Here is a 12,529-nt window from a genome sequence, read left to right on the forward strand (position 1 = left end):
CCCGAGTGGACCCCGGCCTCCTTCCGGGTCACCGGATTCAACGAGGGGTTGTCCACCGTCCGGACAGAGGCCGCCGCAGAACGGAGGTTCGGTCGTTGAGTCCGCGTTGACGGTGATTTGAAGGGATAGCGTGGTCTCTCGTGGTGATTCATAGGCGTTTGGTCGGTTTGTCCGGTCTCGCGGTGGCCGCGCTCGTCGCCGTTGTCGCATCAGGTCCCGCGAACGCGGCGGTCTCGGAGGAACCGGTGCCGACGCCGGTCTTCAACGGGCCGGTGTACGCGGTGGCCACCGCCGGAAACGTCGTGTACGTCGGCGGCGATTTCGAGTCCGCGGTGGTCAAGGGTAAACAGGTGGCGCGGACCCGGCTCGCCGCGTTCGACGCCGGCACCGGAGCGCTACTGAGCTGGGCGCCGGCCGCCGACCGCACGGTCCGCGCGGTAGCGGTGGACCCCGACGGTTCGGTCTGGGCCGGTGGTGACTTCCAGACCGTCGACGGGCAGCCGCGCGACAGCCTCGCGAAGATCTCGTCGGCCGGCGTGCTGGATCCCGTGTCGTTCACGATCTCCGGTGGCACGCCACGGGCGTTGGCGGTCGGCCACGGCCGGTTGTATGTCGCCGGCGCGTTCAACGCCGTGAACGGCGTCAAGCGCGGCAACGTCGCGGCGATCGACCTGGCCACCCGCACGCTGTCCGGTTGGTCGGCACGCACCGACAACGTGGTGAACGCGCTCGCGGTCGACGGCGGCCGGGTGTATCTCGGCGGCTCGTTCCACCGCGTCAACGGCGTCAGTTCGACCACCCGGCTGGTCGCGGTGAAGCGCGACGGCGGCGCCGTCGACCTGAGCTTCCTCCCGCGTCCCGACTCGATCGTGTGGGGTGTCACCGTCAGTGGCGACCGCGTCTACGCGGCGTTGGGTGGACGCGGTGGCCGCACCGTCTCGTACACCACGAACGGCGTGGCAAAGTGGGCCATCACCACCGACGGCGACGCGCAGGCGGTGGCCGTCCTCGGAAACACCGTCTACATCGGTGGTCACTTCGACAACGTCTGCCGCACCGCCCGCAACGGCGACCACGGCCTCTGCCTCGACGGCTCGGTGTCGCGGATCAAGCTCGCCGCCACCGACCTCGACGGGAAACTGCAATCCTGGTCGCCGCAGGGCAACGGCATCCGGGGCGTGCTCGCCCTGGTGGCAACCACCCAGACCGGTGTGATCGCGGCCGGCGAGTTCACGGTGCTGGACGGCAAGTCCCAGAAGCGGCTCGCGGTGTTCCGCTAACCGTTCTTGGGTTCGGGCGGGCAGCCGTGCGTTCCCTGCCACGCCGTCACCTCGGCGAGCGGAGACTTCGGCTGGCCGGCCTTCCACGCGTCAAGGTACGACCAGGGCCAGACCACGCCGCGCCGGATCCACCAGTCGGCCGTGCGGGCGCACAGCGGCGAGATGCCCAGGTGCAGGTGGCAGGTGTTGTTGGCATTGCCGGTCTTGCCCACCAGCCCGATCCGCGTGCCCGCGGCCACCCGCACGCCGGGCTGCACCGTCTGGTCGATCGACGAGAAGTGCGAGCCGTAGTACCGCACGCCGTCGTCGCCGGCCATCGAGACCGAGAGGCCGCCGCGCTCGTCGCCGCCGGACGTCGCCTTGTCGAAGGTGTCGACGCGGGTCACTTCGAGGATCACGCCGTCGGTCACCGCCCGCACGACGGTCCCGCACGCGGCGATGATGTCCGATGCCGGGTAGTCGTGGTGCTCCCGCGCGTAACTGTTCTTCCCGTCCACCGGAAAGACATACCGCGCGGCCGCCTTCGTGCTCGGGCTCTGCGCGGGGGTCGCGCTCGAGGCGCTCAAACTGGGCGACGGTGACGCGGCTGAGCCCGTCGAATCCGCGGGCGGACGCGCCTGCGGATCCTCCCCACCACACCCGGTGAGGACACCGGCCACCACGCCGGCAGCGAGCGCGGTGGCAACCAGGCGGCGAAACACCCGACCCATGCTAGGCGTTGCCGACCGGCGCCGATCGGTCGCCGTGGCGACCTTGGAATGCAGCCAGGCTCCAAGATCTACGCGGTTGCTTGCGGCCCGGGCGGGTAGGCTCGACCGGTGGACGGAGTGGACGTGGCGGGGCCCGACCGGCCGACCCGGCCCGGTAGCCCTGACGGCTCCGACCCGGGCGCTGGCGCAGTCCAGTGGACCCCGCCCGATCAGGACCCCGGGTCACCTGCCCCGTCGAGCCCGGCGCCGGATGCACCGACCGGCCCGCCGCCCGCCGCCGCGCCCACGTCTCCCGCGCTCGGCCCCGCCGCTCCCGGCGCTCCCAGCGCTCCCGCCGCCTCCAGCGCTCCCGCCGCCTCCAGCGCTCCCGCCGCCCCCAGCGCTCCCGCCGCTCCCGGCGCCCCGGCCGGGGGCGAGCGTTCCGCCCCGGGCGAGCAGTCGACGGCCGGCGAGCAGCCGACCGGCCACATGCGCCCACCGCCGCAGCCGCCTCAGTGGCGCCGGCCCATGGGTCCGTTGCCCGGTCAGCAGGGCTGGGCCGGCGGGCCGCGGCCGCCCGTGCCGCCGCCCGCCTATCCGCCCGGCCGGCCCGCCGGTTCCGGTCCGCCACCTCCCGGCCGGCCCGCCCCGCCACCTCCCGGTCGACCCGGCCTGCCTCCCGGTCGGCCTGGCCCGCCGCCTCCCGGTCGGCCCGGTCCGCCACCTTCCGGCCCGCCACCCGCTGGCCGCCCCGGGCCGCCGCCTCCGCCACCCGCTGGCCGCCCCGGGCCGCCTCCTCCCGGCCCGCCACCTGCCGGTCGGCCAGGCCCGCCGCCTCCCGGCCGGCCCGGCCCGCCACCTTCTGGCCCGCCGCCTGCCGGCCGGCCTGGCCCGCCGCCTGCTGGCCGCCCCGGGCCGCCGCCTTTCGGGCAGTCCGCGCGGCCCGGTGGTCCCGGCCAGTTCCAGGCTCCGCACCGCCCGGGTCAGTTCCCGGCTCCAGCTCACCCCGGAGCCACCGGCCAGTTCCAGGCGCCCGGCCATCCGGGAATGACCGGCCAGTTCCAGGCACCTGGTCATCCGGGAGCCACGGGGCAGTTCCAGGCACCCGGTCGCCCCGTCGTCCCGGGGCAGTTCCAGGCACCCGCTCATCCCGGTGCCACGGGGCAGTTCCAGGCTCCCCTCCGTCCGGGGACCACCGGGCAGTTCCAGAATCCCGGCCATACGGGCCAGTTCCGGCCCGTCGGTCAGCCCGGCGTCCCGGGTCATCGGACGGTGACCCAGCCCGTGTACGCGCCTCCCGCGAGGCCCATGCCGGGGCCTGTCTACCCGGGATTTGCGCCGTCCGGGTTGTTTCCGGCGCGCGGGGCGCAGCCCGGTGCCGCGAGTGAGGTGCCGCGGCCGATCTACCGGGAGTTGCTGCCCATCACGGCTGGAAAGGCCGCGATCGGGGTCCTCGCGGGCACGCTGTGGATGGGCCTGTTCGGCCTGCTGGCCTCGTCGGCGCGGGGATACGTCTGGTGGACGATCATCGCCGCCGTCCTGGCCTGGCCGGTGCTCGCCGTACTCACCAGGTTCGGTGACCGGGGGGTGGCGGCCGGCGCGGCGGTGTCCACCGGGTTCGGGCTGGCCATCGCCGGTCTGGTGGTGGCGGTGCGCAGCTTCGGCGGCGAATGGTTGCTCTGGTAGCGGCTGCGCCGACTTGACGAACGGGGGCGGCCGGCCCCACTCTCGGCACCATGGCTTTGCGGCTGCAGCGGCTCGACCCGGAACGGCGTCGCAAACGGCTTGAGGTTCTCGCCGAGCGAGCAGGGTCCAAGGTCCAGCGGGAGCGGATCGACGTGCGCATCAGGGAGTTGATCGCGGTCCGTCGCCGGCTGACCGGCTGAGGAAAGCCGGTCGACGACGGGGTTGCGATTGGGTGTGGCGGCCAAAGCTCGCGCATACTGGAGCGGTATCCGACAAATCGCCCAATGAGGTAATCCGTGTCTCATTTCGCCGCCGCCGTGGTCCGTGACGTGAACGGATGGACCGCCGCGGAACTCGACATCACCGGTGCCGCCGACGTCGACGACGTCGCCGACCGTCTTCGCGACGTCGACCCGGACGCGAAGGTGTCTCTGCTGTTCGTGGAGTCCGACGACACGTTCCTGGCCATCGTGCGTCTAACCGAGGGCGACGACCTGCGGGTGTTCGGCAGCGACTCGGGCTTCGTCACCGAGTCCCGGATCGGGTCGATGCTGCTCGCCGACATCGAGGAGCCCGACCCCGCCGACACGCCGACGGACGACGACAAGCCGCAGCTCGCCGACCCGGTCGGTGACGCCGACCTGCTCTCCGACCTCGGCGTGCCGGCACCCCGCCTGCTCGCCCTGTGCGGCCGGGAGGGCATGCTGCCCTCGGACGTCACCGCCGAGGTCTGCCAACTGGTCGGCTGCGGCGACGAGGTGGAGGAGCTGAGAGACGCGTGAACGCCAGGGCGCGCCGCCACGAGCAGTGGATGCGTCGCGCCCTCGAAGCGGCAAAGACCGAGGACGACAACGACATCCCCGTCGGCGCCCTTGTTCTCGATGACGAAGGCCGTGAGCTGGCCGCGGCGCGCAACCGGCGCGAAGCCGGTGCCGACCCCACGGCGCACGCCGAGATTCTGGCGCTCCGAACAGCGGCTGAAAAACGGGGAGAATGGCGCCTGACCGGCTGCACCCTCGTGGTGACGCTCGAACCGTGCACGATGTGCGCCGGTGCCCTGGTGCTCGCGCGGATCGACACGCTCGTGTTCGGCGCGTGGGAGCCGAAGACCGGGGCGGTCGGATCGCTGTGGGACGTGGTGCGCGACCGCCGCCTCAACCACCGCCCCGAGGTGTACGCCGGCGTCCTCGAAGCGGAGTGCTCAGCCCTGATGCGCGGGTTCTTCGACCGGCAGTAGCAGGCCCTCGGCCACCTCGCGCGTCTCGTCGGGCCACGGCGCCGGGCGCCGGGTGAGCGGGTCAAGATTGATCATGACGCGCGTGCCGTAGGCGTGCACCGTCTCGTCGGGCGACACCACCCGGTAGCCGTAGACGCAGCTCGACCGGCCGAGCCGGTCGACCCAGAACTCGACGCCGAGCGGGCCGAGCCGGGTGACCGGCACCCGGTAGGTGATCGTGAACTCGGCGACGGCGAGCAGCCCCCGCGAGCTGTCGAAGGGAAAGCCCCGCCGGATCCAGTACGCGGTGATCGCGCGCTCGATCAGCACCGCGTACCGGGCGTTGTGCATGATGCCCATCAGGTCGAGATCGTCGAAGTAGACGTCGACATGCTCGATCGCTTTCATGAGACCGCCTCAGTAGGAAGTGCTGACGGATCGACCGCCAGGGCGCGCAACCGGCTCAGGCCGGCCGCGCGGGCGTGATCGAGACTGGATCGGGCCGGAAGAATCCGGGACTGGTAGGTGGCGGCCGCCGCGTACGCGTGCAGTTCGAACGCGAGCCGCTCGGGATCGGCGTCGGGCCGCAGTTCGCCGTGCTTGCGGGCCGACCCGGCGAGCCGGACCAGGAACTCCAGCCAGCGTTCGAGCGCCTCGGTGAGGCGGTCGCGCACCGGCCCCGGCCGGGCGTCGAACTCGACCTGCGCGTTGGTGAAGAAGCAGCCGCCGGGCAGGCCGCTGCCCTTCCAGCCGAGGTTCAGCTCGTGCGCCCGCCACAGCCGCACCAGGCGACTCTGCTCGGCGAGCACCGGCTCGACCACTTCGGCGATGAACAGGTCGGCCGCGTAATCGACCACCGCCAGTTGGAGCGCCTCCTTCGAAGGGAAGTGCGCGAACAGCCCGGCCTTGCTGACGCCGAGTTCGGCGGCGAGCTTGCCGAGGCTCAACCCGTCGAGCCCGTCGACGGTGGAGCGCAGCATCGCGGTCTCGAGGATCGCGAGGCGAGCGTTGTCACCACGTCGGGTCATGATTGCGACCCTAGCCGTTTACGACCGACCGGTCGTTAGCTTTTCACCGTGACGCTCGCCACCGCCATCGCGACCGGCAACGTGACGTGGACGACCAGGCCGCCGCCCTCGCGCGGTGCCGCCGTCGCCGACCCGCCGTGCGCGTGCGCCACCGACCGGACGATCGACAGGCCCAGCCCGGTGCCCTTCGCCGACCCCACCCGGTCGCGCAGCCGCCGGAACGGCTCGAACAGCGCCGGCACGTCGTACGGCGGCACCACCGGCCCGGTGTTCGACACGGTGATGTCCACCGCGTTCGGGCGGTGCTCGGTGCGGACCTCGACCCAGCCGTGCTCCACGTTGTAGGCGACCGCGTTCTGCACCAGGTTCTGCACGATGCGCTCCAGCAGCACCGGGTCGCCCATCGCGGGTGCCGGCGCCAGGCTCCGGTGCAGCGTGAGATTGTTCAGCGGGGTCTGGTCGAGCACGTGGTCGGCCACCTCGCTGAGGTCGACCCGCTCCCACACGGTGAGCTCCTGCTCCGACTGGGCGAGCGTGAGCAGGCCGTCGAGCAGTCGCTCCTGCCGGCCGTTGACCGCCAGCAACGCGTCACCGAGAACCCGCACCTCCGCGGGCATGTCCGGCCGGCCGAGCGCGACCTCGATCAGGGTCCGGTTGATCGCGAGCGGTGTTCGCAGCTCGTGCGAGGCGTTGCCGACGAACATGCGTTGGCTGTCGAACGCCCGGTCGAGCCGTTCGAGCATGGAGTCGAAGGTGTCGGCGAGCTCCTTGATCTCGTCGGACGGGCCGTCGAGCGCGATGCGCTCGTGCAGGCTGCGGCCGGCGACGCGCCGGGCCGTCTCGGTGATGCGGGCGAGGGGACGCAGTGCGCGCTCCGCCATCAGCCAGCCGAACACCATGCCGACCAGCGCGACGATCGCCAACGCGACGCCGCCGTAGATGAGGATGCTGTTCAGCGTGTCGCTCTCGAACTTGTTCGCCTCCGCGAGGAAGTACTTCCGCGCCTCGTCGGCGACCCCGGCGGTGTCGGCGTCGGGCGGTACTCCGCCGACGCCCGGCGCCAACGTCGGGACCTCCTTGGCCTCGCCCTTGAACTGGACGCCGACCCGGTCCTTGAGGCTCTCCCGGACGAGGAACCACGTGAGCGCGAGCAGGATCGTGCCGGCGGCCAGGAACAGGCCGCCCCACAGCAGGGTGAGGCGGGCCCGGATGGTCAGCCGTCGGCGGGTCATTTGAGGCGGTACCCGGAGCCCGGCACGGTTTCGATAAGGGCCGGCTCGCCGAGCTTGCGGCGCAGCGTCATCATCGTGACCCGGACGACGTTCGTGAACGGATCGATGTTCTCGTCCCACACCTTCTCCAACAAATGTTCCGCGCTCACCACCGCGCCGTCGGCCCGCAGCAGTTCCTCCAGGACACCGAACTCCTTGCGGGAGAGCGCCACCGGCCGCTGGTCGCGCTGCACCTCCCGCCGCGCCGGGTCGAGCCGCACGCCGGCCCGGGCCAGCACCGGGGGCGCCGCCGGCCGGGCCCGCCGACCCAACGCCCGCACCCGGGCCACCAGTTCGGCGAACGCGAACGGCTTGCCGAGGTAGTCGTCGGCGCCGAGGCCGAGCCCGTCGACCCGGTCGCGCACGTGGCTGGCGGCGGTGAGCATCAGCACCCGCGCGGTCACCCCCGACTCGACGACCGCCCGGCACACGTCGTCGCCGTGCACGGTCGGCAGGTCCCGGTCGAGCACCACGACGTCGTAGTCGTTCACCCCGATGCGCTCGAGCGCCGCGTCCCCGTCGTACGCGATGTCGACGGCCAGCGACTCCCGCCGCAGCCCCTCGGCGATCGCGTCGGCCAGCAACCGCTCGTCCTCCACCACCAGCACCCGCACGTGCCAATGGTCCCCCATTGCGGCGTAAGGCCGAGATAAAGCCCGGCACTGACGGCCGTCTTATGCCGCGACGCGTGGAATCGCCACCATGAGACGAACGCTGTTGGCGCTCATCGCCGCTCTGGCACTGCTGAGCGGCTGCGCCGGAGACGACAAGACGGGCGACGGCATCGCTACCGCGGGGGAGGGCAAGACCTCCGCCAGCGCGGATCCCGATGAAGGCGACATCGCCGCCCAGACGGCCAAGTACGCCAGTTGCATGCGGGAGAACGGCGTCGACATGCCGGACCCGGAGGTCGACGACGACGGCAGGGTCAAGTTCGGTGGGCCGGCCGAGGCGGGCGCCGAGCCGGCCGACCGGGAGAAGGTCCAGGCCGCGCAGGAGAAGTGCAAGCAGTACCTGCCCAACGGCGGCGAGCCGCCGAAGCTCACCACCGAAGAGCTCGACCAGATGCGCAAGTTCTCCCAGTGCATGCGGGAGAACGGCTACCCGGACTTCCCGGACCCGCAGCCGGACGGCGGCATCCGCATCGAGGGTGACCAGAACAGCGACATGGACCCCGACAGCCAGAAGTGGAAGGACGCCCACAAGAAGTGCGAGGAGTTCATGCCGCAGCGCCCGGGGTCGAGCACGCAGAAGACGGACGGTGGCTCGTGAAGGTCGGTCGCGTAGTCATCGCGGTGGTCGCGGCGGTCGCCGTCGTGGGCGCGGCGTCGGCCGCCGCGCTCGGCTTCGGCGGCGGAAACGAGGGGACGCCGAAGAGCACCGCCAAACCGCCGGGCACCGCCACGATCGCCCGTACGACGCTGTACGACCGCAAGGAGGTCGACGGCACGCTCGGTCACGGCACGGAGATCACGGTCTCCGGACGGATCAACGGCACCATCACCTGGCTGCCCGAGACCGGCGTCGTGGTGCAGCGCGGGCAGGTCCTGTACCGGGTCGACAACACGCCGGTGGTGCTGATGTACGGCGGGATGCCCGCCTACCGCGAACTGCGGAGCGGGCTGGAGGGCGCCGACGTCAAGCAGTTCGAGACGGAGCTGAGGAACCTGGGCTACACCGGGTTCACCGTCGACGACGAGTTCACGTCGTCCACCGCCGCGGCCGTCAAGGAGTGGCAGGAGGACCTCGGGATCGAGGAGACGGGCACGGTCGAGCTCGGCCGGGTCGTGTTCGCGTCCGGCCCGATGCGGGTGGCCGGTGCGGAGGCCTCCGTCGGCGGCTCCGCACAGGGCAACGTGGTCAAGATGAGCGGCACCGCGAAGGTCGTCACCGTCACCCTCGACGTGGCCGACCAGCGGCTGGCCGTGAAGGGCGCGCAGGTCACCGTCAAGCTGCCCGGCGGCAAGACCGCGAACGGCACGATCAGCGCGGTGACCACCGTGATCACGCCGGCGTCGGGCAACAACGAGGCGAGCACCGACATCGAGGTGACGGTGGCGCTGGCCGACGCCGATCAGAAGTCCATCGAGGGCTACGACCAGGCGACCGTCGACGTCACGTTCACCGTCTCCGAGCGCAAGAACGTGCTCGCCGTGCCGGTGGCCGCGCTGCTCGCGCTCGCCGAGGGCGGCTACGGCGTGCAGGTCGTCGAGAACGGCACCACGCGCATCGTCCCGGTCGAGACCGGGCTGTTCTCCGGCGGCAAGGTGGAGATCACCGGCGAGGGCCTCACCGAGGGCATGACGGTCGGCATGCCGTCATGATCGAACTCGGGGAGGTCACGAAGGTGTATCCGGGCGGCGTCGAGGCGTTACGGGGCGTCTCGCTGACCGTCGACGCGGGTGAACTGGTCGCGATCGTCGGGCCGTCGGGGTCGGGCAAGTCGACGATGCTGCACGTCATCGGGACCCTCGATCGGCCGACCGCCGGCGAAGTGCGCATTGCCGGGCACGACGTGAATCGTCTAAACGACCGTAAGTTGTCGGCGCTGCGCGCGTCCAAAATTGGTTTTGTCTTTCAGCAGTTCCACCTCGCGGCCGGGACCGACGCGATGGACAACGTGGCCGACGGCCTGTTGTACGCCGGCGTGGGCCGGGCCGAGCGACGGCGCCGCGCCGCGGCGACGTTGGAGCGCGTCGGCCTCGGCCACCGCCTCAAGCACCGGCCGCACGAGCTCTCCGGCGGCGAGAAGCAGCGGGTGGCGATCGCCCGCGCGGTGGTCGGCGAACCGGTGCTGCTGCTGGCCGACGAGCCGACCGGCAACCTCGACACGGCGTCCGGCGCCGGGGTGATGGAGTTGCTGCGCGAGCTGAACGTCACCGGCACCACGGTCGTGGTGATCACCCACGACCGGGAGATCGCCGCGAGCCTGCCCCGGCAGGTGGCGATGCGGGACGGCCTCGTCGTCGCGCCGGCGGTGGCGCTGTGAACCCGGCCCGGCTGTCGTTCGGCGACGTGCTCCGCGTCGGCGGGGTGGGGCTGCGGACGCGGCCGTTGCGGGCGTTCCTCTCCGCGCTCGGCATCGCGATCGGGATCGCGGCGATGGTGTCGGTGGTCGGCATCTCGTCGTCGTCGCGGGCGGAGGTGCAGCGGCAGCTGGACGCGCTGGGCACGAACCTGCTCACGGTCGCACCGGGGCAGACGATGTTCGGCGAGGACTCGGCCCTGCCGCTGGAGGCGGTGGACATGATCGGGCGGATCGGGCCGGTCGAGTCGGTGTCGGCCGTCGGGCGGATCTCCGACGCGCGGGCGTACCGCAACGACCGCATCCCGACGGCGCAGTCGGGCGGGATCGCGGTGTACGCGGCGCGGCTCGACCTGCTGACGGTGGTGGGCGCCGCGTTGTCGAGCGGCACGTGGCTGAACGAGGCGCTCGCGCGCTACCCGGCGGTGGTGCTCGGGTCGTCGGCCGCGGCGCGGTTGGGCGTGATCGCGGCCGGCCCCGACGTGCAGGTGCTGGTCGGCGGCGTGTGGTGCACGGTGGTCGGCGTCCTGTCACCCGTGCCGCTGGCTCGCGAGCTGGACAGCGCGGTGCTGGTCGGGTGGACGGGCGCCGCGTCGTTCCTGGGCTTCGACGGCCACCCGACGACCGTGTACACGCGGGCCCGGCCCGACGCCGTCACCGACGTCCAGGCGGTGCTCGGCCCGACCGCGAACCCGGAGGCGCCGAGCGAGGTGAAGGTGTCGCGGCCGTCCGACGCGCTGGCGGCGGCCAAGGCCACCAACGACGCGTTCACCGGGCTGCTGCTCGGGCTCGGTGCGGTGGCGCTGCTGGTCGGCGGCGTCGGCGTCGCGAACACGATGGTGATCTCGGTGCTGGAACGGCGGGCCGAGATCGGGTTGCGGCGGTCGCTGGGGGCCACGCGCGGGCAGGTGCGGACCCAGTTCCTCGCCGAGTCGCTGTTGTTGTCGCTGCTGGGCGGCGTCGGCGGGGTGTTCGTCGGCATCGTGGTGACGGGGTCGTACGCGCTGATGCAGGGCTGGCCGACGGTCGTCCCCCCGTGGGCGACGCTGGGCGGTGCCCTGGCGACGCTGTTGATCGGCGCCGTGGCCGGGTTGTACCCGGCGATGCGTGCCGCGCGCCTGTCGCCCACGGAGGCACTGGCGGTGTGATCTCGGGGCCCGGTGTTTCGCCGGGCCCCTTTCACACGATTGCCGTGTCCAGAGCGACCTCGACCATCTGGGCGAACGTCTCCTGGCGCTCCTGGGCGCTGGACTGCTCGCCGGTCTTCAGGTTGTCGCTGACGGTCAGCAGGGTGAGCGCCTTCGCCTTGTAGCGGGCCGCGATCGTGTACAGGGCCGCCGACTCCATCTCGACGGCGAGCACCCCGTAGTCGGCGAGCCGGTCGTACAGGTCGGGCCGCTCGGTGTAGAAGGCGTCGGCGGCCAGGATCGGCCCGACGGTCATCTCGATGCCCTTCTGCTCCGCCTTCTCGACGGCGGTCCTCAGCAGCCCGAAGTCGGCGACCGGCGCGTAGTCGATCAGCCCGTCGAACCGGAACCGGTTCATGTTTGAGTCGGTGCTCGACCCGCTCGCGGCGATGACGTCGCGCAGATTGAGGTCGGCGGTGAGGGCGCCGCAGGTACCCACCCGGATCAGGGTGCTGGCCTGGTACTCGTTGATCAACTCGTGCGCGTAGATCGACGCCGACGGCATGCCCATGCCCGACCCCTGCACCGACACCGGCACGCCGTTGTAGGTTCCGGTGAACCCGAACATGTTCCGCACCGTGGAATAGCACTTCGCGTCGGTCAGGAAGGTCTCCGCGATCCACTTGGCGCGCAGCGGATCCCCCGGCATCAGAACCCGCGGGGCGATCTCACCAGGGGCGGCACCGATATGCGTACTCATGCGGTCGATCCTGCCAGCCCCCGGTGCGGCCCACGGCGCGGGTCCGGTACCCTTCTCGGCGGTGGTGTGTCCGAGTGGCCTAAGGAGCACGCCTCGAAAGCGTGTGAGGGTGCAAGCCCTCCGCGGGTTCAAATCCCGCCGCCACCGCTTCTACGCCCAGCCCTCGTGCTGGGCGTTCGTCTTTCCCGCCTGTCGCCGTCCTACATCCGGTCCGAGTGGTGCCGGCGGGAGTGGTCGATGTTCGTCACCCGCGAGACGCTGCTGCGGCAGGAGAAGGCCCTCGCCGACGAGCAGGGTCTGGTCTTCCCGATTCTGCTGTATCCGCTCGAGCGTGGGCCCAGCCGATTGCGGATCGCGGGCCAGCACGGTTGGCGACTTCCGACCAAGGAAGAGCTGAAGCGCCTTCGGGCACGTGTCCGTTGCGCGAGCCGTTCAACGCCCAGCGAT

Annotated in this window: 16 protein-coding genes and 1 tRNA gene; 10 read left to right on the plus strand and 7 right to left on the minus strand. The window is 71.7% G+C overall.

The window, feature by feature from the left end; translation table 11 throughout:
* The first annotated feature begins 182 nt into the window (after window positions 1-182).
* On the plus strand, window positions 183-1,280 hold the full coding sequence (locus Vau01_RS36895; protein WP_239152159.1) for an NHL repeat-containing protein: 1,098 nt from the start codon (window positions 183-185) through the stop codon (window positions 1,278-1,280).
* Here the strand turns inward: Vau01_RS36895 and Vau01_RS36900 are convergent.
* Window positions 1,277-1,990, minus strand: coding sequence for a M23 family metallopeptidase (locus Vau01_RS36900; RefSeq protein ID WP_373320355.1), 714 nt, complete (start codon window positions 1,988-1,990; stop codon window positions 1,277-1,279). The two genes, Vau01_RS36895 and Vau01_RS36900, sit on opposite strands and share 4 nt — an antisense overlap.
* Before the next feature lie 209 nt (window positions 1,991-2,199).
* Window positions 2,200-2,460, minus strand: a complete 261-nt coding sequence (locus Vau01_RS64775; RefSeq protein ID WP_204003247.1) for a hypothetical protein — start codon at window positions 2,458-2,460, stop codon at window positions 2,200-2,202.
* 898 nt (window positions 2,461-3,358) lie between these two features.
* Between Vau01_RS64775 and Vau01_RS36910 the strand changes: the two genes are divergently transcribed.
* The 4 genes from Vau01_RS36910 to Vau01_RS36925 all read left to right on the plus strand — a co-directional run bounded on the left by Vau01_RS36910 (window position 3,359) and on the right by Vau01_RS36925 (window position 4,892).
* Window positions 3,359-3,655, plus strand: a complete 297-nt coding sequence (locus tag Vau01_RS36910) for a hypothetical protein (protein ID WP_204003249.1) — start codon at window positions 3,359-3,361, stop codon at window positions 3,653-3,655.
* Window positions 3,656-3,705: 50 nt separating this feature from the next.
* On the plus strand, window positions 3,706-3,855 hold the full coding sequence (locus Vau01_RS36915; RefSeq protein ID WP_204003251.1) for a hypothetical protein: 150 nt from the start codon (window positions 3,706-3,708) through the stop codon (window positions 3,853-3,855).
* Window positions 3,856-3,951: 96 nt separating this feature from the next.
* Window positions 3,952-4,437 (plus strand): tRNA adenosine deaminase-associated protein, encoded by a 486-nt coding sequence (locus Vau01_RS36920; protein WP_204003253.1) that lies wholly within the window; start codon window positions 3,952-3,954, stop codon window positions 4,435-4,437.
* A 29-nt stretch (window positions 4,438-4,466) separates the two neighbouring features.
* On the plus strand, window positions 4,467-4,892 hold the full coding sequence (locus Vau01_RS36925) for a nucleoside deaminase (RefSeq protein ID WP_204003801.1): 426 nt from the start codon (window positions 4,467-4,469) through the stop codon (window positions 4,890-4,892).
* Here Vau01_RS36925 and Vau01_RS36930 read toward each other — a convergent pair.
* From Vau01_RS36930 to Vau01_RS36945, 4 genes are read right to left on the minus strand one after another with little or no spacing between them, the layout of a single operon-like run.
* The gene (locus Vau01_RS36930) at window positions 4,857-5,279 is read right to left on the minus strand and encodes an acyl-CoA thioesterase (RefSeq protein ID WP_204003256.1); all 423 of its coding nucleotides are present in this window, start codon (window positions 5,277-5,279) and stop codon (window positions 4,857-4,859) included. The two genes, Vau01_RS36925 and Vau01_RS36930, sit on opposite strands and share 36 nt — an antisense overlap.
* Window positions 5,276-5,899 (minus strand): TetR/AcrR family transcriptional regulator, encoded by a 624-nt coding sequence (locus tag Vau01_RS36935; RefSeq protein WP_204003258.1) that lies wholly within the window; start codon window positions 5,897-5,899, stop codon window positions 5,276-5,278. Before Vau01_RS36935 ends, Vau01_RS36930 begins: the two co-directional genes overlap by 4 nt.
* A 35-nt stretch (window positions 5,900-5,934) precedes the next feature.
* Window positions 5,935-7,131: a sensor histidine kinase gene (locus Vau01_RS36940; RefSeq protein WP_204003261.1), complete on the minus strand. Its 1,197-nt coding sequence runs from the start codon at window positions 7,129-7,131 to the stop codon at window positions 5,935-5,937.
* A complete protein-coding gene (locus tag Vau01_RS36945; RefSeq protein WP_204003264.1) occupies window positions 7,128-7,784 on the minus strand; it encodes a response regulator transcription factor in 657 nt (218 codons plus the stop codon). The genes Vau01_RS36940 and Vau01_RS36945 overlap by 4 nt, the downstream gene beginning before the upstream one ends.
* 88 nt (window positions 7,785-7,872) lie before the next feature.
* On the opposite strand from Vau01_RS36945, the gene Vau01_RS36950 reads away from it, so the two are divergent.
* From Vau01_RS36950 to Vau01_RS36965, 4 genes are read left to right on the plus strand one after another with little or no spacing between them, the layout of a single operon-like run.
* Window positions 7,873-8,442 carry a hypothetical protein gene (locus tag Vau01_RS36950; RefSeq protein WP_204003267.1) on the plus strand — a complete coding sequence of 190 codons (570 nt, stop codon included), beginning with the start codon at window positions 7,873-7,875 and terminating at the stop codon, window positions 8,440-8,442.
* Window positions 8,439-9,494, plus strand: a complete 1,056-nt coding sequence (locus Vau01_RS36955) for an efflux RND transporter periplasmic adaptor subunit (protein ID WP_204003282.1) — start codon at window positions 8,439-8,441, stop codon at window positions 9,492-9,494. Before Vau01_RS36950 ends, Vau01_RS36955 begins: the two co-directional genes overlap by 4 nt.
* On the plus strand, window positions 9,491-10,159 hold the full coding sequence (locus Vau01_RS36960; protein ID WP_204003284.1) for an ABC transporter ATP-binding protein: 669 nt from the start codon (window positions 9,491-9,493) through the stop codon (window positions 10,157-10,159). The genes Vau01_RS36955 and Vau01_RS36960 overlap by 4 nt, the downstream gene beginning before the upstream one ends.
* Window positions 10,156-11,343: an ABC transporter permease gene (locus Vau01_RS36965; RefSeq protein ID WP_239152160.1), complete on the plus strand. Its 1,188-nt coding sequence runs from the start codon at window positions 10,156-10,158 to the stop codon at window positions 11,341-11,343. Before Vau01_RS36960 ends, Vau01_RS36965 begins: the two co-directional genes overlap by 4 nt.
* Before the next feature lie 31 nt (window positions 11,344-11,374).
* On the opposite strand, the gene deoD is transcribed toward Vau01_RS36965, so the two are convergent.
* Window positions 11,375-12,082 carry a purine-nucleoside phosphorylase gene (deoD, locus tag Vau01_RS36970; protein WP_204003286.1) on the minus strand — a complete coding sequence of 236 codons (708 nt, stop codon included), beginning with the start codon at window positions 12,080-12,082 and terminating at the stop codon, window positions 11,375-11,377.
* Between the two features lie 60 nt (window positions 12,083-12,142).
* Between deoD and Vau01_RS36975 the strand changes: the two genes are divergently transcribed.
* Window positions 12,143-12,229, plus strand: a tRNA-Ser gene (locus Vau01_RS36975).
* The last annotated feature ends 300 nt before the right edge of the window (window positions 12,230-12,529 follow it).

The sequence above is a fragment of the Virgisporangium aurantiacum genome, assembly GCF_016863635.1.
Taxonomy (GTDB): domain Bacteria; phylum Actinomycetota; class Actinomycetes; order Mycobacteriales; family Micromonosporaceae; genus Virgisporangium; species Virgisporangium aurantiacum.

Bases quoted from the DNA above. Each gene is read 5' to 3' on its own strand.
- Vau01_RS36900 (WP_373320355.1), bottom strand. From the start codon at position 1,990: ATGGGTCGGGTGTTTCGCCGCCTGGTTGCCACCGCGCTCGCTGCCGGC.
- Vau01_RS64775 (WP_204003247.1), bottom strand. From the start codon at position 2,460: ATGTGGCCGGTCGGCTGCTCGCCGGCCGTCGACTGCTCGCCCGGGGCG.
- Vau01_RS36915 (WP_204003251.1), top strand. From the start codon at position 3,706: ATGGCTTTGCGGCTGCAGCGGCTCGACCCGGAACGGCGTCGCAAACGG.
- Vau01_RS36925 (WP_204003801.1), top strand. From the start codon at position 4,467: ATGCGTCGCGCCCTCGAAGCGGCAAAGACCGAGGACGACAACGACATC.
- Vau01_RS36930 (WP_204003256.1), bottom strand. From the start codon at position 5,279: ATGAAAGCGATCGAGCATGTCGACGTCTACTTCGACGATCTCGACCTG.
- Vau01_RS36935 (WP_204003258.1), bottom strand. From the start codon at position 5,899: ATGACCCGACGTGGTGACAACGCTCGCCTCGCGATCCTCGAGACCGCG.
- Vau01_RS36940 (WP_204003261.1), bottom strand. From the start codon at position 7,131: ATGACCCGCCGACGGCTGACCATCCGGGCCCGCCTCACCCTGCTGTGG.
- Vau01_RS36950 (WP_204003267.1), top strand. From the start codon at position 7,873: ATGAGACGAACGCTGTTGGCGCTCATCGCCGCTCTGGCACTGCTGAGC.
- Vau01_RS36960 (WP_204003284.1), top strand. From the start codon at position 9,491: ATGATCGAACTCGGGGAGGTCACGAAGGTGTATCCGGGCGGCGTCGAG.
- deoD (WP_204003286.1), bottom strand. From the start codon at position 12,082: ATGAGTACGCATATCGGTGCCGCCCCTGGTGAGATCGCCCCGCGGGTT.